Below are 23137 nucleotides of genomic sequence, written 5' to 3' on the forward strand. Positions count from 1 at the left end.
GGTAGTCGTCGCGGTGCAGGTCGGGGCGGCGTGTCGGTCAGTGGGGTGAGTCGGGCTGGAAGCGGCGGACGGCGGTCGCACCCGCGAGGAGCAGGAGGGCGGGCAGGACCAGCGTGAGGCCCATCGCGGTGGAGAAATCGGTGTGGGCGATGCCGACCTGCATGACCGCGCCGAGAGCGGCGGCGCCCACCACGGCGCCGACCTGCCGCGACGTGTTGTAGACGCCGGAGCCGGCGCCCACCAGGTCGGACGGCAGGCTGCGCATCGACACCGCCGAGTTGGCCGCCCAGCACATCGCGTTGGCCGCGCCCATCAGCACCAGGGGGACGAGCAGCCACGGGACCGGCGCCTGCCAGGTCATCATGGCGGCGAACAGCAGCATCGCGGCGATCATCGACACGAAACCGGTGGTCGAGACGACGCCCGGGGCGGTGCGGTCGGTGAGGCGGCCGACGTACGGCGCGAGGACCAGCGAGACCACGGCGGTGGGGATCATCATCAGGCCCGCGACCTCGGCGGACAGGCCCTTCGAGGTCTGCAGGAACAGCATGATCGGGATGTTCATCGAGTACACGGCGAAACCGAGCGTGAACACCGAGAACGAACCGAGCGCGAAGTTGCGGTGGCCGAACAGGGCCGGCGGCACGAGGGCGTCGAGGCCCCGGCGGCCGACGTGGAACTGCCGCCGGACGAACAGCGCGGCTGCGGCGATCCCCGCGGCGACGACCGCCCAGAGCCACAGTGGCCAACCGAGGTCGGGGCCCAGCTGGAGGGTGAGCGTCACGGCGAGCACGGCCACCACGGCGAGCGCCGCGCTGACCAGGTCGATCCGGCCGACGCCGGTCGGCAGCCGCGGGACCAGCAGGGCGACCAGGACGAACGCCAGGAACCCGAACGGGATGTAGAGGGCGAAGACCCAGCGCCATCCGGCGGAACCCACGATCAGGCCACCGAGGATGGGGCCGAACAGGCCCGCCGAGCTCGCGACCGCGCTCCACATCCCCATCGCGGCGCCCCGTCGGTCGTAGGCGAAGACCCGGTGGATGATGCTCAGCGGCTGGGGGTTGAGCAGCGAGGCGCCCACGCCCTGGACGGCGCGGGCCGCGATGAGTAGCTCGATCGTGGGGGCGAAGGCCGCAGCGGTGGCGGCGACGGTGAAGACCGCCATCCCGGCCAGGTAGACGTTGCGTTGCCCGAACCGGTCACCGAGCCGGCCGCTGACCAGGAGCGGGGCGGCGAAGGCGAGCAGGTAGACGGCCACCACCCACACGGTCTGGATGATGCTCGCGTCCAGATCCTCGCGGATGCTCGGCAACGCCACGGCCACGAGCGCCTGATCCATGAGCGTGATGAACAGACCCGAGCACAGGGCGGTCAACGCGAGCCAGGCCTGCCGCTCGGGGACCGGCTGGGTGGAGGACATTCACGGCAACATATGTGCTGGTCACGGCGAAGTCAAAGGGTGTGCGGACACGAGTGGGGGTGCCGTCGGCGGCGTTCAGGCGGCCGAGGGTTTAATCGCGGGCATGGCGCAGCTCTTCGACCCGATCCGTATCCGTGACCTCGAGATCCGCAACCGTGCCTGGCTCTCACCCATGTGTCAGTACTCGTGCGACGCCCGGGACGGCGTGCCCACTCCGTGGCACTTCGTGCACCTCGGGGCGCGGGCGCAGGGCGGGTTCGGGCTGCTGATCGCCGAGGCGTCCGCGGTGGTGCCGGAGGGGCGCATCAGCCCCGAGGACGCCGGACTGTGGAACGACCGGCAGCGGGATGCGTGGGCGCCCATCGTGGAGTTCGTCCACTCCCAGGGCGCGGCGATGGGGATCCAACTGGCGCACGCCGGGCGCAAGGCGTCGACCTACAAGGCGTTCCCCGGCCAGCCTTCAGGATCGATGCCCGTCTCCGAGGGCGGCTGGCCCACCGTCGCGCCCTCGGCGATCCCGTTCGGCGACATGGCGACCCCCGAGGCGCTGGATGCCGCCGGGATCCGTGAGGTGGTCACCGCGTTCGCCGACGCCGCCCGGCGCGCCGACGAGGCCGGGTTCGACGTGGTGGAGATCCACGCCGCCCACGGGTACCTCCTCCACGAGTTCCTCTCGCCGCTGTCCAACGAGCGGACCGACGCCTACGGCGGCTCGCGCGACAACCGAGCCAGACTGCTGCTGGAGATCTGCGACGCCGTCCGCGAGGTGTGGCCGGGCGGCAAGCCCCTGTTCGTCCGCATCTCGGCGACGGACTGGGTCGAGGGCGGCTGGACTCCGGAGGACTCGCGCTGGCTGGCGGGCCGACTGGCCGACCACGGCGTGGACCTGATCGACGTCTCCTCCGCCGCCAACACTCCCGACCGGCCGCCCGTGCCGCTCGAGCAGGGCTACCAGGTGCCGCTGACCGAGGCGGTCCGGGCGTCCGGGGCGGCGCTGGCCGGGGCGGTCGGGCTGATCAGCGACCCGGAGTACGCCGAGAGCCTGCTGGTCGACGGCCGCGCCGACGTGGTGTTCCTCGGCCGCGTCGCCCTGCGTGAGCCGGCCTGGCCGCAGCGGGCCGCCGCCGAGCTGGGCCTGGACTGGCGCGACGCCCCGTACCCGCCGCAGTACACGCGGGGGAAGTGGGACTGACCTACAGATCCAGCTCGATGTCCGAGGAGGCCAGCGAGTTGCAGACCGTGATCCGCTCCTGCTGCACGCCGGGCTGCTCGGCGCTGGTGGTGCCGGCGAGCTTGGTGGTGACGCACGCCTTGCACAGGCCCCGCTCGCAGCCGGTGGGTACCGGGATCCCGGCGCGCCCGGCCGCCTCCAGCAGGGTGGTGCCGCCGTCGATCTCTACAGACGTCCCGGTGCGGGCGAAGCGGACGGTGTAGCGGCTGCCGTCGTCGGCGGGCCGATCCAGCTCGGGCGCGGTGAACGACTCGGCGTGGAAGCGATCGGCGGGCTGCTCCAGCTCGCGCAGCCATTCGCGGGCGAGGTCGATCACCGCCGCCGGGGCGCAGACGTAGGTCTCGCGTTCGGCCAGATCCGGCACCAGTTCGGCCAGCAGCTCCGGGCCGAGTCGACCGGTGCGCAGGTCGTCGCGTGCGGCTGGGGCGTCGGTGAACAGGTGCAGCGTGATCCCGGCGTCGCGGGCCAGCTCGCGAAGCTGCGGCTCGAAGATGATCGAGTGTTCGTCGCGGTTGAAGTAGAGCAGTGTCGCGTCCGGGCCGGCGCCAGCGGGGGAGTCTGCGGCGTCGCGGGCGAGGCGGCGCAGCAGCGCGATGATCGGGGTGATGCCCACGCCGCCCGCGATGTGCAGGGATTTCGGTGTGCCGACGCCGTTATCCGCGGTCGGCAAGGCGAAGTCGCCGGAGGACTGCGGCACGCCCACGAGCGTCACGTAGGCCCCCGGCTTCAGGGTGTCGTTCAGCCGGTTGGAGACGCGGCCGTCAGCCACGCGCTTGACGCAGAACTCCAGGTCGGACGGCTCGGCCTGCCCGACCGAGTCGTGGACCAGGCTGTACTGGCGGACCAGCTCGTCGTCGTCGACCATCTGGCGCACCGACACGTACGCGCCGGCGTCCCACCGCACGTCATCCCACCCGCGCGGGCGGGCCAGGCGCACCGACAGGGACTGCCCGTCCGCGACAGGGGTGGCCGCCACGACCCGCGCCGGCACGTTGTGGAACTGCGGCTTGTCGAGGTAGGGCGACTCGGGCAGTTTCCGGTAGCGCAGCCCCGCGGCGATGCGCCGCGCCAGGCCGGCCGGGTTGCGCAGGAGGCGGCCGGGCCGCGGGAACTCGCGCTCGCCGAACGGCACCGACAGTCCCGTGAGCGTCTTGGCGATGAGCGGCACGGTCTCCAGCAGCGGCGTCTCGTGGTAGGGCAGCCCGTGCCGCGCGGCGATCTCGCGGACCTCCGGCGCAATCTTGCGCTGCATCGACGGGGGCAGGTCCGGGAAGAGGTGGTGCTCGACGTGCGTGTCCAGGCCGCCGTAGAAGATGCGCAGGTCGGGCCGGCCGGAGAACGGCACCTCCTCCTCGAGCAGTCGCGCGAGGGCGTCGTCCATCTGCGCGCTGGGCAGGAAGTTTCGCGTCGCGCGGATCTGGCGCTCGTAGTACTGGTCGGCGGTCTCGTCGGGGCCGGGGTCGGTGAACAGCTCGAGTTCGCCGGCGTGGTGCTCGATGAACACCAGGAACAGGACCGACATGTAGCCGGTCACCCCGCCGAGGTAGTTCGCGGCGAGCGTCTGCAGCGGCTTCCAGCCCGAACGAAACGGCTCGTCGACGAACCGACGCCGGGCGTCGCGGCCGGCGATCCGGGCGGGGGACCGCAGCATGTACGAGCTGAAGAGCCCGTGTCCCTCGACCTTGCGCGCGATGTTCGCCAGGAAGAACGGCGCCGCGATCGGGGCCATCGCGGCCAGCGCCGAGATCATCGCGACCTGCCCGAGGTGGTGGCCGTACCAGTCCTGGCCGGCGCTGCCGCGGAACAGGCTGTACCCCAGGTCGTGGTCCTTGCCGACGATGTTGGTGTTGGGGTGGTGGCCCACGTGGTGCATGGTCTTCCACTGGTCGGTGTCGACGTTGAAGTCCCAGTGGTAGCGGTCGGAGTGGTACTCGCCGCAGTCCGGCAGGTGGTCGTAGCTGCCGTGGATGATGTTGTGGCCGAGCTCGGAGAACTGCATGAGCCGGTACGCCATCTCCAGTGCGGTGGCGCGGCGGATCGCGCGTGGGCCGCCCTCGCGCAGCAGTTCGCGACGGCGGGCGTCGATCGCCTCGCCGTAGGCGGTGACGTTGCGGATGTGCGCCAGGTCCTCGGCGCCGACCGCGGCCTTGGCGCGGAGGTAGAGGGCACCGAGCTCGGCCGCGAGCCCGGTGTCGGTGGCGGTGTCAGGGGAGCCGGCGAGAGTCATGAATGTGACCGTAGCCACGCATCCACGCCGGCGGAATGGCGCTTCCGGTCGGGAAGTTGGCACTTTCGGACATGCGCACCGTCGGACAACCGGGCGTGTGGGTTGATAGGTTCGGGCGATGTCCGAGCCGTCGTTGTCGTCGTCGCGGTCGTCGTCGGGCTCGCCCGTGTGGGCCGTGCCGCGCGGCACGGAGGGCGTGCGGATCATGGTGGAAGGCGCCGTGGCGCAGGGGATGACGACGACGATGTGCCTCGCCGGCACCGGAATTCAGCCGCCCGATCTCGCGGATGAGAACGCGCAGATCTGGGCACATCAGGAGTTCGCGGTGATCCGCAATCTGTTGGCCGAGCTCGGGGACCTGCCCGGGCTGGGGGCCGGCATCGGGGCGTATTCGACGATCGGTCGGACCGGCGTGATCGGGTTCATGATGCTCGCCGGACCGACCGTGCGCGCGGCGCTCGAGCGGGCGATCCCCTACCTCGCGTTGTCGCCGACGCACCTGCGTTTCGCGCTGGAGGAGGCCGACGGGGTCGTGTACGCGGTCGCCGCCGACGACGAGATCCCGCCCGACGTGCGCGCCTTCGTGGTGGAACGGGACCTGGCCGGATTGGCGGCGGCGTTTCGTGGAGCGCAGATCGACCTGCAGCTGGCCGGGATCGAGACCACGCTCGGGCCCGCGGGCGCGGCGCTGCTGGCGGAGGCGTGGCGGCTCGAGTCGGCGGCCGTGGCTCCGAACTGTGCGACCAACCGGCTGGTCATCCCGCGCGAGCGCCTGGACGAGCGGCTGCCGCAGGCGGATGAGAACACCGCGCGACTGTTCGAGCAGCAGTGCCGGGAGGTGCTGGACGCCCGGGTGGCCCGCGTCGGGGTGGCCGGGCAGGTGCGCAGCCGATTGCGACACGAGCGGGGTGACTGGCCGTCCATGGCGGACGTGGCCGCCGACCTGCACGTCGACGAGCGCACGCTCCGGCGCAGGCTGACCGCGGAGGGCACGTCGTTCCGGCGACTGGTCGACGAGGTGCGGCACGGCAGGGCCCTGGAACTGCTCGGCCAGGGCGCGGCGGTGGCGGAGATCGCGCGAGATCTCGGGTACTCCGAGACCGCCACCTTCACCCGGTCGTTCACCCGCTGGGAGGGCGTGCCGCCGAGCCAGGCCCGGGAGCGGGGCCTGTGACGCGGGAGGCGCGCGAGGCCTACGCGCGGCGGGCGGGGGAGTACATCGAACACCTCGGGGCCATCTCTACCGTCCACCCCGCCGACCTCGAGCTGGTGACCCGCTGGGCGCGACAGGTGGGCGGCCCGGTCCTCGATGCCGGGTGCGGGCCCGGGCACTGGACGGCGCATCTGGCGAGAGCGGGAGTGGACGTCCGCGGCGTCGACGGCGTCAGCGAGTTCGTGGATCACGCCCGCACGGCTTATCCCGGGTGTCGTTTCGAGGAGGCCGACCTGGATGCGCTGCCGCTCGGGGATGCGAGTATGTCTGGAGTCCTCGCCTGGTACTCGCTCATCCACCACGAACCGGAGGGGATCGGTATACCGCTCGCTGAGGTCGCCCGGGTCCTGCGGCCGGGCGGTCAACTGCTGCTCGGGTTCTTCCACGGCGAGCCCGTCGAGCGTTTCGACCACGCGGTGACCCCCGCATATCGCTGGTCGATCGGGGCGCTGACCGAGCGGGTGCGGGCCGTGGGGTTCGATGTCGTGGAGACCGCCACGCGGACGGGCCGTGGGTACCGGCCACACGGGGCGATCGTCGCCCGCGCTGATTAGCTGCCTCATCAGGCATTTCCTGAGGAAACCGTCACCTGTGACTGGGGCCACCCGGGTCATGTAGCTTGCGTCACATCGGATCAAGGGGGAGACGAATGAGGCTCAGTGTAGGGGCGCAGGCCGTAGTGGTGGCGGTGCTCGCCATGGGGATGGCGGCGCCGGTCGCGAACGCGCAGAGTGTGCAGACCGAGTCGGTGGGCGGGGTGTGGGACTCGGTCCGGCCCGTGGTGGACCACACCGCGCCGCACGATGACCAGTCGTTCTACGAGGTTCCGGACGGAGTCGACCTCGCCTCGACGGCGCCGGGCACGGTGCTGAGGGAGCGGCAGATCAGCTATCACGTCGCCGCTCTGCCCACGCCGGTACAGGTCACCCAGATCCTCTACGCCACGACCAACGCACGTGGCGGGATCGAGGAGAACGTCACCAGTGTCATCCACCCGCCCGGACCGGCGACGGGGAACGTGGTGTCGTACCAGTCGTTCTACGACTCGCTGAACCCCCTGGACAATCCGTCACGGATGATCGCGGGTAATCGGTCCCTGGGTGGTCTCATCCCCGCGTTCGAGACCACGTTCATCGCTCCGTCGCTTCTCGCCGGGCACACGGTGGTCCTGGCTGATACCCAGGGCCCGGACGCGGATTTCGCCGCGGGGCCGGGATACGGCGCGGCCACCTTGGATTCGTTGCGGGCGGCGACCGCCTCGCCGACGGCAGCCGTCGGGGCGGACTCCCGGATCGGGCTGTTCGGCTACTCCGGTGGTGCGATCGCCTCCAACTGGGCGGCCATCCTTCTCGCCGACTACGCCCCGGAGCTGCGTGACCGCATCGTGGGTGTGGCGCAGGGCGGGCTGTTCGTCAACCCGGTGACCAACCTCCGATACGCGGGCGAGGGGCCGCTGTGGAGCGGCGTGGTGGGGATGGCGCTCGTGGGGCTGTCCCGCGCCTACGAGATCGACGTGGACCAGTACCTCACCGAATACGGTCAGCGGGTACTGGCCGATGTACGAGAACTGTCCATCATCGAGGCGTTCGGGCGCTACGAGAATCTGCGGTGGTCGGACATCGTCCGGCCCGAGTACCCGACCCCGCAGGACGCGCCGGAGATCATGGAGGTCATCCGGGATATCAACATGGGCACCCGGCCGGCGCACGCGCTGCCGATGTTCGTTTTCCAGGGGGCCGGTGGGTTCCTCGAGGGCACCCCGCCCGGTGGCCCCGGCGTGGGCGACGGCGACGGCGTGATGGTCGCGGGCGACGTGCGAACCCTGATGCGGGGCTACTGCGCCGGCGGAACGCAGATCGAGTACCGCGAGTACCCCTACCTCAGTCACGTGCTCGCGGCCGTCCCGTGGGTGGTTGAGGGTCAGATGTGGCTCGAGGGCCGGTTCGCGGGCGCCCCGGTGACCAACAACTGCGAGACGATCCCGCCGGGGAACGACCTGTCAGGGAACTGATCCGGACCAGTTCCTTGTGGAAGTCAGGATCTCGGGGAAGATGAACACGCACCGCCCTGGTCTGACCGCGGGTGCCCCTGAGACGCCAGTGCTCACTACCGAGGAGAAGTCGTTGAGTTTGTTCGAGACCCTGAAGACGCGCTGCGCCGCCGAATGGGACGCCTACACCCGGCACGACTTCGTGGAGAGGCTCGGCGCCGGCACCCTGCGGCTGCCGGTCTTCCAGGATTACCTGATCCAGGACTTCCACTTCCTCGTCCAGTTCACCCGCGCCAATGCACTGGCCACGTACAAGAGCCGCACGCTGGCCGACCTCAAGGCCGCGCACGCCGCGACCGGCGCGATTCTCGCCGAGACCGAGCTGCACCTGACGCTCACTGAGCGCTGGGGCATTCCGCGCGCCGAGCTCGAGGCTGCAGCGGAGAAGCAGGCCACCGTCGCCTACACCCGCTACGTCCTGGACTCGGGGATGGCCGGGGACCTGCTGGACCTGAGCGTGGCGCTGGCCCCGTGCACGATCGGCTACGCCGAGATCGGCGCCAGGCTGCAGCCGCGGCTGGCCGAGCACGTCGGGCAGGGCGGCGAGCACCCGTACCGCGAGTGGATCGGCGAGTACTCCGGCGAGGAGTTCACCGCCGCGTCCCGCGCCGCGGTCGCACAGCTCGACGCGCTGGCCGAGGGCGGGCTGTCCGATCGCCGGCTGGACGAGCTCACCGAGGTGTTCCGCACGGCCACGCGCCTGGAGGCCGACTTCTGGCAGCAGGCCCTCGACAGCGCGGACTGAGCGCGGGGCCGACCGGTCAGAAGAGCTGCCGAAGGTTCGCCTTGGCCAGGTCCACCAGCTCGTCGCCGCGGCCGGACAGCACGGTGCGCAGCGAGTAGAGCGTGAATCCCTTGGCCTGGGCGGCGCTGATGGACGGCGGGATCGTGAGCTCCTGACGCTCCACCTCCACGTCGAGCAGGGCGGGCCCGTCATGGGCGAGGAACTGCTTGACGGTCTTCGGTAGGTCCTTGGACTTGTCCGCCCGGAACCCCGCGAGCCCGCAGGCCTCGGCCACCTTCGAGAAGTCGGGGTTGGACAGGTCGGTACCGAAGTTCACGAAGCCGTCGGCCTTCATCTCCACCTCCACGAAGTTGTACGAGGAGTTGTTGAACACCACCACCTTGACCGGCAGGTCGTGCTCGACCAGCGTGAGCAGCTCGCCCATCAGCATCGACAGCCCACCGTCGCCCGCGAGCGCGATCACCTGTCGGCCGGGTGAGGCGGCCTGGGCGCCGATCGCCTGCGACAGCGCGTTGGCCATGGACCCGTGGGTGAACGACCCGACGATCCGTCGGCGCCCGTTCATCGTCAGATAGCGGGCCGCCCAGATGACGGGGCTGCCGACGTCGGGCAGGAACACCGCGTCGTCGTCTGCCGCCTCGTCGATCAACCGCGTCAGGTACTGCGGGTGGATGGTCCGCTTCGACTGCGTGGCGAGGTCGTCCAGCGTGCGCCGCGTCTTGGCGTAGTGCTTTGTGGCGTCGTCGAGGTGCTTGCGGCCCGAGTGCGTGCGCACTTTGGGGAGCAGCGCCCGTATCGTCTCCCCGACACCGCCGACGAGCGGTACCTCGACAGGCGTGCGTCGCCCGATCCGCTCGCCCCGGATGTCGACCTGGATGACCGTGGCGTCCGGGTAGAACTGCTGATACGGCAGGTCGGACCCCAGGACCAGCAGGGTCTCTGCGGCCATCATGGCGCGGTAGCCCGATGAGAACCCGAGCAGGCCGGTCATCCCCACGTCGTAGGGATTGTCGTGTTCCACCCATTCCTTGCCGCGCATCGCGTGGACGATCGGCGCCTTGAGCGTCTCCGCGATCTGCAGCAGTTCGTCATGGGCGCCCGCGCAGCCGGCGCCGGCGAGGATCGTCACGTCCTCGCAGCCGTCGAGGACACGGGCGGCGCGAGCGAGATCCTCCTCGGCCGGGACCACCGCACTGGTGGTGGGGCGGATGGCGGCCACCTCGGCGGTGATCTCCTCGAGCGCCACGTCACCGGGCAGGACGAGCACGGCCACCCCGCGCCTCTCGATGGCCGCACGCATCGCGATCCGCAGCAGCCGCGGCGCCTGCTCGGCCGACGAGACATGCTCCACGTAGACGCTGCACTCGCGGAACAGTTCCTGCGGATGGGTCTCCTGGAAGTAGCCCGTCCCGATCTCCTCCGACGGGATGTGCGCGGCCAGCGCGAGGACCGGGACCCCGGAGCGCTGGGCGTCGAACAGGCCGTTGATCAGGTGCAGGTTGCCCGGGCCACAGGAGCCGGCGCAGACGGTGAGGTTCCCCGTCAGCGCGGCCTCCGAGGAGGCGGCGAACGCGGCCGCCTCCTCGTGCCGGGTGATCATCCAGTCCACGCCGTCGACCTCGCGGATGGCGTCAGTGACGCCGTTGAGCGAGTCGCCGGGTAGTCCGTAGACCCGCCGGACCCCCGAGGCGCTGAGCGTGTCGATGATGTGTCGAGCGACCGTGGTACGTGCCATGCTGCCGACCCTACGACCTCTGCCCGCCTGCGGACACCGATCGAGGAACGCGCGTCACGAGCCGGGCGGGCCCGTCGGAGTGGGTGCGGTCGCGGTGGTGGCGTCGTCGTCGACCTCGGCGCCGGGTGCCGCGCCCTCCGTTTGTCCCTCCTCCACGAGGGAGCCGTCGTCCCACACGGCCTCGCCGCGCGCGATCATGCCGGCCTCGGTGCTGAGGGTGACCTGGGGGAGGAAGAACGCGAACAGAAGGGCGACGGCGAGGACCGGCACCACGAACCAGAGCGCGGGAGCCAACGCATTCGCGTAGGAGTCCACGATTCCCTGGTGCAGCGGCTCGGGGAGGTTCGCCACGAACGCCGGCGTGACGGCGCCCGGGTTCAACCCCGAGGCGATCGCCTGCTCCGGGTTGGCGGCCACCGTGTCAGTGAGATTGTCGATCAGCCGGCCCGTGAACAGCGAGCCGAACCAGGCGGTGCCGATCGCCGCGCCGATCTCACGGAAGTAGTTGTTCGAGCTCGTGGCCACGCCGACCTCGCGCGGATCGACCGCGTTCTGGACCGCCAGCACGATCACCTGCATCACGAGGCCCAGGCCGGCGCCGAAGAACAGCAGCATCGCCATGATCTGCCAGATCGGGGTGGAGCCGGTCATCTGGGTCATCACCGCGACCGTGGCCGTGGTCAGCGCCATGCCGACGATCGGGTAGACGCGGTAGCGGCCCGTTTTGGTGATGGCGATACCGGAGCCGATCGAGGTGGCCATGAGGCCGACCATCATGGGGATCATGAGCAGGCCCGAGCCGGCGGCCGAGGTTCCGGTGGCCATCTGCAGGAAGGTCGGGATGAAGCCGATCGCCGCGAACATCGCCACGCCGAGCACGAACGCGATAGCGGTGGCCACCACGAACACACGACCGGTGAACAGGTGCAGCGGCAGGATCGGCTCCTCGGCGCGGCGCTCGACCAGCACGAGGGCGACGATGCTGGCGATGGTTCCGGCGATCATCGCGATCATGCCCGGCGAGTCCCAGGCCAGCTGGTCGCCGCCGAGGTCGGTGACCAGGACCAGGCCCGCGGTGCCCAGGACCATGAACAGGATGCCGAGGTAGTCCACCTTGGCCGTGCTGCGCTTGGTCGGCAGCTTCATGTACTTCCACGCCAGGACGAACGCGATGATGCCGACCGGCACGTTGATCCAGAAGCACCAGCGCCAGTGGGCGGTGTCCGTGAAGAACCCGCCGAGCAGCGGGCCGGCGACCGCCGAGATGCCGAAGACGGCGCCCATCGGGCCCATGTACTTGCCGCGCTCGGAGGCGGGCACGATGTCGGCGATGATCGCCTGCGACAGGATCATCAGGCCGCCGCCGCCCAGACCCTGGACGCCGCGCCAGGCGACGAGCTCCCAGAAGCCCGCTTCGGTGGCCGGGTCGGTGAAGAAGCCGGCCGAACCGGATCCGATCGACCCTAGGGTGAAGATCGCGATCGCCAGCAGGAAGAGGTTGCGACGGCCGATGAGGTCACCGAACTTGCCGTACAGCGGCATGGTGATGGCCACGGCGAGGATGTAGATCGTGATGATCCATGCCTGGTGCTGGACGCCGTTGAGCTCGCCGACGATGGTCGGCAGGGCCGGGCCCAGGATCGACTGGTCGAGGGAGGCGAGGAACATGCCCGCCATGAGGGCGCCGAAGATGATCCAGACCGAACGCGGGGTGAGCGTGATCGGGTCGTCCCCGACAGGCGCGGGTGGCGCCGTGGAGGTGCTGGTCAAGGAAGTGGCCTTTCATCGGTGAATGCGGTGTGGAGGAGGCCGAAGTAGTGGGCGACCAGCTCCGTGAGGGGGACGTCGGTGAGCCCGGCGCGGGCACTCTGCATGGCCGTCTGGGTGAGGCCGAGCGCGACGCTCAGGCCCACACGGGCCAGATCGCGGTCGGCGACTGATGTGTAGTGCTTGGTGACTGCGGCCTCGAACTCGGCGCCGACCGCCGCCATCGACGTGTGCAGCGCCCCGAACAGGGAGGGATCGCGCTCGAGCGCTTCCCGGACGAGGTCGTCGTCGGCGGAGGCGTCCGGGTCGGTCTCGGACTCGCGGAGGAAGTCCAACATGACGTCGCGAATCCGCAGGACCGGATTGGCGGCGGGCGCGGTGGCCTCGGTTGTGTCGGCGAAGAGTCGGAGCATCAATCGGCGGAAGCGGTCGGCACCGAGGTGGACGACCGCCTCGTCTTTGGAGTCGAAGTAGTTGAAGAACGTCCGTGGTGAGACGTCGGCGCGGGCGGCGATCGCCTCGACGGTCGTGGCGTGGAGGCCTTCCTCGGCGACCAGCTGTAGCGCGGCGCGGGCCAGACCTGCACGGGTGCGGGCTTTCTTCACCTCGCGCAGGCCGGTGGGCGTCGGCTCGGCGGAGGGGTCTTTGGTGGTCACCAGACGATGATGCGCCACAAGTTGCAGTCTGTGCAAGTTTGCAGACAGTGCAAAAGCGTGTGCTTCGTCACGCGCCTTCTGGCTGTACCGGAGTTCTGCTCCCGCCAGCCGCATGAGGCCCGCATACCGATCGCATTCCTGCAGGTATCGGCCGAGAAGAGGCCTGCAGGAATGCGACCGGGTTTCACGAAACGCGACGTGGTCTCACGGATCGCGACCTCTTGGTCGAGCGGGATAGGCAGGGCCGGAAGTGGACTGGAGCTTCGCGCCCTGAATGTCGCAATATGGGTGCGCAGGTGCCGCGGAACTGCGCAAAGAGGGTGCGCGAGTCCCCGGGGAGGTCGGACAGGGCGGACCCTACAGAGGAATCGCCTCGACCTCGGTCCCGGCGGCCAACGAGGTCACGTCGGCCGGGATCTCGACCAGCACGTCAGCGCGGGCCATCGAGGCCACCAGGTGCGAGCCGGGGCCCGAAACGGGCTCGGCGACGGGGATGCCGGCGCCGGAGTCAGGGCCGAGCGCCGCCCGCAGGAACTGGACCTTCCCGGCGGGGGAGGTGACATCGCGCGAGAGCCGGGCCCGCACTGGCTGCACCGGCGACCGGCCCACCGCCTCGAGGATGACCGGCCGCAGCAGCACCACGAACGACACCAACGCGCTCACGGGATTGCCCGGCAGGCACACCACGGGCGTGTCCCGCCACGTCGACATCCCCTGCGGGCCACCGGGCTGCATGGCGATCGGCGCGAACCGGGATCCGTCGCGCCCGTCGAGCACCTGCCGCACCACCTCGGCGTCGCCCATCGACACCGCGCCCACGGTCACCACCAGGTCCGCGTCGGAGGCCGCGGAATCGAGGGCCGCGGTGAACTCGTCGCGGTCGTCGCCGCTGGTCAGGGTCGCGGTCACCTCGCAGCCACAGGTCTTGAGTGCGGCCGTCAGGGTCAGCGAGTTGGACTCCCAGATCTGCCCCGGCCCCAGCGGCCGACCGGGCGCGACCAGCTCCGAACCGGTGGCCACCACCCCGACCCGGGGCCGCGGCCGCACGTCCAGCGCCGACTCGCCCAGCGAGGCCGCCGCCGCCAGGTGTCGCGCCCGGAGCTGCACGCCCGCCGGGATCACCACGTCACCGGCGCGGACGTCGTCGCCGGGACTCCGGACGAACTCGCCCCGCGCGCGGGGTGCCCGCACCAGCACCACCGAGCCGTCGTCCGGGTCCGGTGAGGTGTCCTCCACGGGAACGACACAGTCCGCGCCCTCGGGGACGGGCGCCCCGGTCATGATCTTGCAGGCCTCGTCGTCGTCGACCCCCGGCCCCGGCCCCTGGCCGGCGTGCACCGCCCCCACCACCCGCAACCGCGCGGGCGCGTCGGGGCTCGCCGCGGCCACATCCGCCGACCGCACCGCGTACCCGTCCATCTGCGAGTTCACGAACAACGGCAGGTCCACCGCGGCGCGCAGGTCGCGGGCCAGCACCGAGTCGGGGCACGCCACCAACGGCAGTCGGGTGGACTGCGCGGCGCGGGCCAACATCGGCGCCAGGCGCGTGCGCACGAGGTCGCGGTAGCCGTCGGGGGACGGGCGCGCGGTGTCGCTGTGGGAGGAAGCCATGCCTCCACGGTAACCGCGTTGTACTGTGCCTACGGCCCGCGCGCGGCGGTCCGCGGACGGTGAAGGGTGACAGGTGAGACGTGGCGGAGAAGAAGAACGACGGTAGGACGACGACGACAACGCCAGATACGACGTCCGCCCGCACCGGCCTGTGGTCGGTCCACGGGGACGGCAAGAACATCCGGCCCGGCGAGGTCGTGGCCCCGATGGAGCGGCTGAGCTGGCCGCGCACGATCGGCATCGGCGCGCAGCACGTCGTCTCGATGTTCGGCGCGACGTTCGTGTTCCCCATCATCATGGGGCTCAACCCGCAGCTGGCGATCCTGTTCTCCGGCGTCTGTACGCTGCTGTTCCTCGCGGTGGTTAAGGGGCAGGTGCCCAGCTACCTCGGCACGTCCGTGGCGTTCGTCGGCGCGGTCGCCGCGATCCGGGCGCAGGGCGGCACGAGCGCCGAGGTGACCGGCGCGATGCTCGTGGCCGGCGCGGCGCTGCTGGTGGTGGGCCTGGTGGTGCACTTCGTCGGCGGCCGTGTGGTGACGGCCGTGCTGCCGCCGGTCGTCACAGGCGCCGTGGTGATGCTGCTCGGCTTCAACCTCGCGCCCGTCGTGGCGGAGACGTACTGGCCGCAGGACCAGTGGGTCGCGTTGGCGGTGATGATCGTGCTGATCGGGATGACCGTCGGGCTCAAGGGCTTCGCGGGGCGGATCGCGATCTTCCTCGCGCTGATCTTCGGCTACGTCCTGTCCTGGGTGCTGGACGTACTCACCGGGCCCATCACGTCGTTCAGCGCCACCGCCGGTGAGGTGACCGAGCACCTGCGCGTCGACTGGTCCGGGGTGGCCGACGCGGCCTGGATCGGGCTGCCGCCCATGACCGACGAGGCCGCCGGCGTGGTGGGTATCCACGCGCCCGACTTCTCGCTGGCGTTCGTGCTGCTGGTGGTGCCCGGGGTGATCGCGCTGATCGCCGAGAACGCGGGGCACGTCAAGGCGATCGGCGAGATCACGCGCACCGAGACCGACGGGCTCATGGGGCGCGCGCTGGCCGCTGACGGTGCCGGCACCGTGCTGGCCACCTCGTTCGGCGGGTCGGCCACCACGACGTACGCCGAGAACATCGGCGTGATGGCCGCGACCAAGGTGTACTCCACCGCCGCCTACGTGGTGGCCGCGCTGACCGCGATCGTGCTGGGATGTTCCCCCAAGCTCGGTGCCGTGATCTCCGCGACCCCCGGCGGCGTGCTCGGCGGGATCACGGTGGTGCTCTACGGCATGATCGGCCTGCTCGGCGCCAAGATCTGGAAGGAGAACCGGGTCGACTTCGGCAATCCCCTCAACCTGGTGCCGGTCGCGGCGGGCGTGGTGATCGCCGTGGGCGACACCACGCTGCACATCACGGACTCGTTCCAGCTCGGCGGCATCGCCCTGGGCACCCTCGTCGTGGTGCTGGGTTACCACCTCGGCCGGGTGATCGCGCCGACGCTCCGCGCGCAGGCCGAGCGGGACGAGATCCACGAGATGACCCTGCTCGGGCCCAACCCGGAGGTCGAGGATCCGGGTCCGGCCTAGACTGGCCGCAGCGACCGAAGATTGGAGGTGTCGCCGTGGCAGATTCCGAGATCGGAACGCGCTCACCGCGCCCCGCCACGCCGCTGCTCGTCGACTCGTTCGGACGAGTGGCCCGGGACCTCCGGGTCTCCCTCACCGAGAAGTGTTCGCTCCGTTGCACCTATTGCATGCCGGAGGAGGGGCTGCCGCCGATCCCCGATGAGGCGAGGATGACCACCGAGGAGGTCATCCGGTTGGTGGCCCTGGCGCACCGCGAGCTGGGCGTCCACGAGGTGCGGTTCACCGGCGGCGAGCCGCTCATGCGGCAGGACCTCGAGCGGATCATTGCCGGCACGCGCGCCGAGTGCCCGGACCTGCCGATCGCCATGACCAGCAACGGGGTGGGTCTCGAACACCGCATCGACGGGCTCGTCGACGCCGGGCTGGACCGCATCAACATCTCGCTGGACACCGTCAACCGGGCCGAGTTCGCCGAGCTGACCCGGCGCGACAGGCTGCCGTCGGTGTTGCGCGGCGTGCGCGCGGCGGTGGCCGCGGGCCTCGACCCGGTCAAGGTCAACGCCGTGCCCATGCGGGCCACGCTGCACGGGGCGCCCGACCTGCTGGAGTGGGCGCTCGCCGAGGGTGTCCAACTGCGCTTCATCGAGGAGATGCCGCTCGACGCGGACAACACCTGGTCGCGGGTGGAGATGGTCACCGCTCAGGAGGTGCTCGACTCGCTGTCGACCCGGTACGAGCTGATCCCCGCGGGTCGCGACGACCCGTCGGCGCCGGCCGAACTGTGGGAGGTGGCCGGGCACACTGCGGGTGGGCGGCCCGCGACGGTCGGTGTGATCGCCACGGTCACCCGGAACTTCTGCGCCGCCTGCGACCGCACGCGCCTCACCGCCGAGGGCACGGTCCGGTCGTGCCTGTTCAGCGACGACGAGACGGACGTGCTCGGGGTCCTGCGCTCCGGGGCGCCGGACCGCGAGGTCGCCGACGCGTGGCGCGGTGCGATGTGGGGCAAGCAAGCCGGCCACGGGATCGGCGGCACGGCGTTCCACCGGCCGCGGCGGTCGATGGGAGCCATCGGTGGGTGACGTGTCAGAGTCAGGCGATAACATCGGCGATGTGAGCAGTAATCCGAGGGTGATCACCGTGGGCTACTACGCCGCGGCGGAAGACGCGGCGGGCACGGCCCGCGAACGGCTGCACACGCACGCCGCCACCGTCGGTGAGCTGGCCCGCGAGGTCTGCGAGCGCCACGGCGAGCCGTTGGCGAGCATCGTCACCGTGTCCTCCTTCCTGGTCGGCGAGGAGACCACCCGGGACCCGCACGCCTCGATCGCCGGTGTCTCGGAGGTCGACGTACTGCCGCCGTTCGCCGGGGGCTGACTCGTGCGCCAGCGCCCGGTCCTCGCCGTCCTGACCGCAGTTCTCGCCTGCTCGGGGGCCGCGGCCTGTGCGAGTGAGGAAGTCGAGGAGGAGGCCGTCACCATAGGCGTGGCGGCCGCACCGTCGCTGTCGGCGGCGTTCACGGAGATCATCAGCGTCTTCGAGGCCGACAATCCCGGGGTGCGGGTCAGCATCGAGCTGGGCAAGTCAGGCGAGATCGCGAAGAGCCTCGGCTCGCGGTCGGACATCAACGTGTTCGCCTCCGCGAGCGAGGAGGCGATGCAGAGGGTCGTGGCGGAGGGGGCGGCGGTGGACCCGCGCGTCTTCGCACGCAATCACGTGGTGTTGGCGGTGCCGTCGGGCAACCCCAAGGACGTCTCCGGCCTGGAGGATCTCGACCGGGAGGGCCTGCGGGTGGGGCTCTGCGATGTGGAGGTGCCCTGTGGCCAGGCCGCCGACACCCTATTGACGGCGGCGGGGGAGGACCCGGTCGACGTCGAACGGATCGCCGGGTCCCGGGCGCTCGCCGCCCAGCTCGCGGACAACGACGCCGACGTGGGGATCATCTACCGGACCGACGTGGCCAGCTCGCACGGTTGGGTCGAGGAGGTGGACGTCGACCCGCGGGACCGCGAACTCCAGCAGGCCTCCGGCACGACCAGCTATGTTCTGGCCCGGGTGCCCGGCGGCGAGGACGGCCCGTCCTCCGAGGCGAAGGCGGCCGCGTCGGACAGATTCGTCGAGTTGGTGCTCTCCAGCCGCGGACGCAGCGCGCTCCTCAACTCGGGGCTTGAGGCGGTCTCCGGCTGAGCCGGTATCAACGAGAACTTAGACTGGGGGCCCATGAGCACCGCTGAACCGCAGGCCGGGTCTCGGCGTAGGGGATCGTGGCACCGGCGGGCGACCCGGCCGGTCCAGTTGTGGATGATCGCCCTGGTGATCCTGGGCATGGTCCACCGCTGGGTTCCGGCCTCCACATGGGTGCTCGTCCACATGTTCACGCTGGGGCTGATCACCAACTCGATCCTCGTGTGGGGGCAACACTTCACCGAGACACTGCTGCACCGGCGATCCCCGGAGAGTGCCCGAGGTGTGCAGGTGCGCCGGATCATGGTGCTCAACGCCGGTGTCGTGGTGCTGGTGGTGGGCATGATCGCCGCGTTCCCGGTGGCGATCATCGCGGGCGCGGCTGTCGTCGGCGGGGCGGTGTGCTGGTACATCGTGGGCCTGGTCCGGCAGATCCGGGCCGCCGCCCCGTCCCGCTTCCGGCCCATCGTGAATTACTACGCCATCGCGGCGGCGTTCCTTCCCGCGGGAGCGGTGGCCGGCGCGTTCATGGGGGTCGGCGTCCCCGCGGAGTGGTCCGTCCGGCTGCACGCGTTCCACCTCGCGGTCAATGTGCTGGGCTTCGTCGGCATCACCGTGCTCACCACCCTGGTGACCTTCTGGGCGACCGTCCTGCGGGCGCCGATGGCGGAGGGGCAGGACACGGCGGCCACGCAGTCGCTCGTCGTGCTGTCGGTCTCCGTCGTCGCGGTGGCCGCGGCCTCGTTGGCCGGCGCGTGGATCGTCACGGCCGCGGCGATGGTCGTGTACCTGGGGGCCGTCCTCTGGCACCTCTACTATCTCGCCCGCATGGCGCGCCGGACGCCGCCGCGGGAGTTCGCGTCGATGAGCATCGGCTGCGGCCTGATCTGGTTCCCGGTCGCGGTGGGCTGGGCGGCCCTGCTGGTCGCGGCGGACCGTGTCGAGGACCTCGGCGCCGTGACCGTGCCACTCCTGGCCGGGGCGGCCGCCCAGATCCTGTTCGGGGCGATGAGCTTCCTCATGCCCACCGTGATGCGAGGCGGTCCCGCCGCGGTGCGGGCCGGCATGATCGAGATGAACCGCCTGGCCGTGTTCCGGCTGGTGCTGGTCAACGCCGGCCTGCTCGTGTTCCTCGCCCCCGGCGGAACGAGCTGGACCCGGGTCGTGGGCTCGTCCCTGACGTTCCTGGGCTTCGTCCTGTTCCTCCCGGTGATGATCCGCGCGGTCCGCGCCCAGTTGCGGGTCATCCGCGAGACCGCGGCGGCGCGCGAGGCGGGGGAGAAGCCCGCCCGGGTCAGCGCGGACACGCCCCGGCCGCCGATCGCGCCGGGGAAGCAGCGCAATTTGACCGGCGCGTTGGCCGCGGTCCTGGTCGTGGTGCTCGCCACGGGGGCCGCCCTCGCCGTCGACCCCTCCTCGCCGCTGCGCCGCGGCGGCGAGGCCGTCGCCGTGACCCCCACCGGCAACACCACGTCCGTCGAGGTCGCCGCGGACGGCATGCGGTTCTTCCCCGACACCGTGACGATCCCCGCCGGGGACCGGCTGGAGATCACCCTCACCAACCGCGACGAGACCAACATCCACGACCTATACCTGACCAACGGCGCCGACTCGGGCCGGGTCGGCCCGGGCGAGACCGTCACGTTCGACGCCGGGGTGATCGGCCGCTCGCTCGAGGGCTGGTGCACGATCGCCGGGCACAAGGCGATGGGTATGACCTTCAGCGTGCTGGTCGAAGGCGGCTCTGGCGCTGGCTCCGGCACCCTCGAAGATTTCGGCGCCCCCTCGTGGCCCGGCTCCGTCCCCGGTGACCGCACCACGCACGGCGGCGCCCCGACCTCGGCGATCGACGTGATGGCGCCGCCGTCGGACGACTTCGCGACCCGCGACCCCGTGCTGGCCGCCGCGCCGCCCGGGCGCGTCCACCGCGTCACGCTCACCGTCGAGGAGACGACCGACGAGCTCGCCCCCGGGGTGGTGCGTCCCGTGTGGACCTACAACGGCGGGCTACCGGCGCCGACGCTGCGGGGCAGGGTCGGCGACGAGTTCGTGGTGACGCTGCGCAACGAGGGCACGATGGGGCACTCGATCGACTTCCACGCCGGCGACGTGAAGCCCGACGAGGTGATGCGCACGATCCCGCCCGGGGAGGAACTCGAGTACCGGTTCACCGTCAACCGCGCCGGTGCCTGGCTCTACCACTGCGCCAGCATGCCGATGACCGGACACGTCGCCGCGGGGCTGTTCGGCGCGCTCATCGTGGACCCGCCGGATCTGCCGCCGGTCGACCGTGAGTACGTGCTGGTGCAGTCCGAGTCGTACCTCGGCGGGCCGGACGAGCCGTTCGACATGGACAAGATCGCCGCCCGGCAACCGGATCTGGTGATGTTCAACGGGCACGCCACCCAGTACCGCCGTGACCCGCTCACCGCGCGCGTCGGCGAGACGGTGCGGATCTGGGTGGTGGTGGCCGGGCCGAGCGACGGCACGAGCTTCCACGTGGTGGGCTCGCAGTTCGACACCGTCTACAAAGAGGGCGGTTACCTGCTGCGTGAGGGCCGCGACGCGTTCGGCGGCGGCAGCGGCGGGGCGCAGGCGCTGGACCTCTCGCCCGCGCAGGGCGGGTTCGTGGAGATGACCTTCGTCGAGCCGGGCCGGTACACGTTCGTCGACCATTCGTTCGCCGACGCCGAGAAGGGTGCGACGGGCTTCATCGACGTCACCGGCTGACCCGACAGCGGCATCCGCGCTCGCGACTGCGCGGCGGCAGCATCGATAAGTGGGTTTCGCACGTCGGCACTCGGGCAATGCGTGCGGAAGTCTCTGCGCGATGGGTGACCCGGGAGTCTCGTGCGCGGGGAATAAGCGGGCAGATCCATCGGTTAATGTAGGTGATACATCATCAAAAATCGCAGTCGTCCGTAACGCAGGAGTTGTCATGCCCGTCTTCGTCCAGAACCCCGATCCGCGCAGCCTCGTCGAACGCCCCGCCGACCGACTGTTGCCCGCCGATGCGCGCATGGGCGCCGTGGAACTCCTGGTCCGCGACCTCGACGCGATGATCGCCTTCTACTCCCGCGGCGTGACCCTGGACGTGCTCGAGCAGTCGGGTGAGACCGCGGAGCTCGGCCGGGGCGGACAGCCGCTCGTGCGCCTGCGCCGCGTCCGCGATCTGCCGCCGCGGCGACCCGGGGAGGCGGGGCTGTTCCACACCGCCGTGCTCTTCGAGGACCGTCAGTCGCTCGCGTTCGCCGCGGCGTCGGTGGCACGACTCGCACCGCAGTCGTTCACCGGTAGTTCCGACCATCTCTACAGTGAGGCCTTCTACTTCGACGACCCCGAGGGCAACGGCGTCGAGCTGTACGTGGACCGCCCCCGGGAGACCTGGCAGCGCGACGGCAACGGCCTGCTCCAGACCGCGACCAACGCCCTGGACCCCAACGCGTTTCTGCGCGCCCATCTCCCGCAACGGCCGGTCGCGCCGCCGCCGGCCACGCTCGGGCACGTCCACCTGCAGGTCGGTGACATCGGCGTGGCCCGCGACTTCTACGTGGACGCCCTCGGGTTCGAGGTCATGAGTGACCTCGGGACTGCGCTGTTCATCGCGGCCGGCGGGTACCACCACCATGTTGCCGTCAATACCTGGGGCACCGCGGGAGCCGGGCCCCGCGCCGCCGCCCTGGGTCTGGGGCAGGTGAACATCGACCTGCCCGATGACGACGACGTCGCCGCGCTGCAGCAGCGACTGGTCGATCATCGAATCGAGGTGCGGCACGACGGTCGCACACTGCGTTTCGACGACCCGTGGGGCACCCTCATCCAGGTCGCCCCCGCGGGTGCCTGATCTCGAACCGGCCCCGGGGCGGGCGTTCTGACCTAGCTTCAGGGAGGACTGACCCGGCGCCCGGCCGGTCGGCGGCGCAGAGAGGTGATGTCGGGTGAACAGCCAGCGACGTGGTGTCGGGGTAATCGTGAGTGGCAGAACACGGGTGACGGTGGTGCTCGCGGCGATCGTGAGCACCCTCGCGCTCGCGCTGTCCATGCTGCTGTCCGGGGCGGGGACCGCCTCGGCGCAGGAGACGGGGGAGCCGGCTCCCACACCGGGCATATTCGAGTTCTCCGCCGACGGGATCACGTGGTCTGAGGATCCGAGCGCCGTGCTGCCGCCGTTCAGCGGGGGGAACCTCTCCCCGGGCGCGGTGGTTGAACGCCACTACTACGTCCGCAACGCCGACTCGGTGCCCGGGACGTTCGAGACATTCATCGGTGACTGGTCCTCGTCCGCCAACTCGCTGTTCACCGTCCAGTCGGACTTCGGGGACGATGTCGGCGTGCGCTACACGTACTACGGGGAGGACTTCCTCGAGCACGCCTACGGCCCGGCGGTCGAGGTGGGCACCGTGCTGAACTCGGTGGAACTGGCACCGCGGGAGCAGGTGCGGATCGTCGACAGCGTGGGGCTGCATCCCGATGCGGGCAGGGAGACCCAGGGGGCGCGTGTCCAGACGGCCATCGAGTGGCGGCTCACCGTGCCGGAGCCGCAGCCCGAGCCGGAGCCGGAGCCCGGCGAGTGCGAAGGCGGGATCCCCGTGAGCGGCCTGTTCAGTGCCGCGGGCAGTACGGGCGGCGAGTCGACCGGCAGCATGGCCGGCAGCGCGGCCGGGTCCACCGGCTCGGCCTCGCTGGACGGCGGGTGCACGGCCGAGTCGTGACCGCGGGGTGGTGAC

18 protein-coding genes are annotated in these 23137 nt (G+C 70.8%); 12 read left to right on the forward strand and 6 right to left on the reverse strand.

What is annotated here, in order from left to right:
- Positions 1 to 37: 37 nt before the first annotated feature.
- Positions 38 to 1423: an MFS transporter gene (locus tag ACWIE7_RS02210; RefSeq protein ID WP_454068494.1), complete on the reverse strand. Its 1386-nt coding sequence runs from the start codon at positions 1421 to 1423 to the stop codon at positions 38 to 40.
- Positions 1424 to 1526: 103 nt separating this feature from the next.
- Here ACWIE7_RS02210 and ACWIE7_RS02215 point away from each other — a divergent pair, with 103 nt between their 5' ends.
- On the forward strand, positions 1527 to 2615 hold the full coding sequence (locus ACWIE7_RS02215; RefSeq protein WP_454068495.1) for an NADH:flavin oxidoreductase/NADH oxidase: 1089 nt from the start codon (positions 1527 to 1529) through the stop codon (positions 2613 to 2615).
- A 1-nt stretch (position 2616) separates the two neighbouring features.
- On the opposite strand, the gene ACWIE7_RS02220 is transcribed toward ACWIE7_RS02215, so the two are convergent.
- A complete protein-coding gene (locus ACWIE7_RS02220) occupies positions 2617 to 4881 on the reverse strand; it encodes a fatty acid desaturase (RefSeq protein WP_454068496.1) in 2265 nt (754 codons plus the stop codon).
- 118 nt (positions 4882 to 4999) lie between these two features.
- Here ACWIE7_RS02220 and ACWIE7_RS02225 point away from each other — a divergent pair, with 118 nt between their 5' ends.
- The 4 genes from ACWIE7_RS02225 to ACWIE7_RS02240 all read left to right on the forward strand — a co-directional run bounded on the left by ACWIE7_RS02225 (position 5000) and on the right by ACWIE7_RS02240 (position 8889).
- On the forward strand, positions 5000 to 6055 hold the full coding sequence (locus ACWIE7_RS02225) for an AraC family transcriptional regulator ligand-binding domain-containing protein (RefSeq protein WP_454068497.1): 1056 nt from the start codon (positions 5000 to 5002) through the stop codon (positions 6053 to 6055).
- Positions 6052 to 6648, forward strand: a complete 597-nt coding sequence (locus ACWIE7_RS02230) for a class I SAM-dependent methyltransferase (protein ID WP_454057385.1) — start codon at positions 6052 to 6054, stop codon at positions 6646 to 6648. The genes ACWIE7_RS02225 and ACWIE7_RS02230 overlap by 4 nt, the downstream gene beginning before the upstream one ends.
- Before the next feature lie 95 nt (positions 6649 to 6743).
- A complete protein-coding gene (locus ACWIE7_RS02235; protein WP_454068498.1) occupies positions 6744 to 8105 on the forward strand; it encodes a lipase family protein in 1362 nt (453 codons plus the stop codon).
- Positions 8106 to 8217: 112 nt separating this feature from the next.
- Complete coding sequence (locus tag ACWIE7_RS02240; RefSeq protein WP_454068542.1) at positions 8218 to 8889, forward strand: TenA family protein; 672 nt, start codon at positions 8218 to 8220, stop codon at positions 8887 to 8889.
- Positions 8890 to 8905: 16 nt separating this feature from the next.
- Here the strand turns inward: ACWIE7_RS02240 and poxB are convergent, their stop codons facing one another.
- The 4 genes from poxB to ACWIE7_RS02260 all read right to left on the reverse strand — a co-directional run bounded on the left by poxB (position 8906) and on the right by ACWIE7_RS02260 (position 14658).
- Positions 8906 to 10624 carry a ubiquinone-dependent pyruvate dehydrogenase gene (gene poxB / locus ACWIE7_RS02245; RefSeq protein WP_454068499.1) on the reverse strand — a complete coding sequence of 573 codons (1719 nt, stop codon included), beginning with the start codon at positions 10622 to 10624 and terminating at the stop codon, positions 8906 to 8908.
- A 54-nt stretch (positions 10625 to 10678) separates the two neighbouring features.
- A complete protein-coding gene (locus tag ACWIE7_RS02250; protein WP_452099731.1) occupies positions 10679 to 12394 on the reverse strand; it encodes an MDR family MFS transporter in 1716 nt (571 codons plus the stop codon).
- Entirely contained in the window at positions 12391 to 13047 is a 657-nt protein-coding gene (locus ACWIE7_RS02255; RefSeq protein ID WP_454068500.1) for a TetR/AcrR family transcriptional regulator, read from the reverse strand. The genes ACWIE7_RS02250 and ACWIE7_RS02255 overlap by 4 nt, the downstream gene beginning before the upstream one ends.
- A 357-nt stretch (positions 13048 to 13404) precedes the next feature.
- Positions 13405 to 14658, reverse strand: a complete 1254-nt coding sequence (locus ACWIE7_RS02260) for a molybdopterin molybdotransferase MoeA (protein ID WP_454068501.1) — start codon at positions 14656 to 14658, stop codon at positions 13405 to 13407.
- Between the two features lie 206 nt (positions 14659 to 14864).
- Between ACWIE7_RS02260 and ACWIE7_RS02265 the strand changes: the two genes are divergently transcribed.
- The 7 genes from ACWIE7_RS02265 (at position 14865) to ACWIE7_RS02295 (ending at position 23122) form a co-directional block, all read left to right on the forward strand.
- Entirely contained in the window at positions 14865 to 16226 is a 1362-nt protein-coding gene (locus ACWIE7_RS02265) for a uracil-xanthine permease family protein (protein WP_452099824.1), read from the forward strand.
- Between the two features lie 35 nt (positions 16227 to 16261).
- Positions 16262 to 17308, forward strand: a complete 1047-nt coding sequence (moaA, locus tag ACWIE7_RS02270) for a GTP 3',8-cyclase MoaA (protein ID WP_454068502.1) — start codon at positions 16262 to 16264, stop codon at positions 17306 to 17308.
- 31 nt (positions 17309 to 17339) lie between these two features.
- Positions 17340 to 17603 carry a MoaD/ThiS family protein gene (locus tag ACWIE7_RS02275; RefSeq protein WP_344992743.1) on the forward strand — a complete coding sequence of 88 codons (264 nt, stop codon included), beginning with the start codon at positions 17340 to 17342 and terminating at the stop codon, positions 17601 to 17603.
- Positions 17604 to 17606: 3 nt separating this feature from the next.
- On the forward strand, positions 17607 to 18413 hold the full coding sequence (locus ACWIE7_RS02280) for a molybdate ABC transporter substrate-binding protein (RefSeq protein ID WP_452099736.1): 807 nt from the start codon (positions 17607 to 17609) through the stop codon (positions 18411 to 18413).
- A 33-nt stretch (positions 18414 to 18446) separates the two neighbouring features.
- Complete coding sequence (locus ACWIE7_RS02285; RefSeq protein WP_454068503.1) at positions 18447 to 21140, forward strand: multicopper oxidase domain-containing protein; 2694 nt, start codon at positions 18447 to 18449, stop codon at positions 21138 to 21140.
- A 208-nt stretch (positions 21141 to 21348) separates the two neighbouring features.
- The gene (locus ACWIE7_RS02290) at positions 21349 to 22254 is read left to right on the forward strand and encodes a VOC family protein (protein WP_452099738.1); all 906 of its coding nucleotides are present in this window, start codon (positions 21349 to 21351) and stop codon (positions 22252 to 22254) included.
- Positions 22255 to 22381: 127 nt separating this feature from the next.
- Positions 22382 to 23122, forward strand: a complete 741-nt coding sequence (locus ACWIE7_RS02295) for a hypothetical protein (RefSeq protein ID WP_454068504.1) — start codon at positions 22382 to 22384, stop codon at positions 23120 to 23122.
- Positions 23123 to 23137: the final 15 nt, after the last annotated feature.

The sequence above is a fragment of the Dietzia sp. NPDC055343 genome (assembly GCF_053645265.1).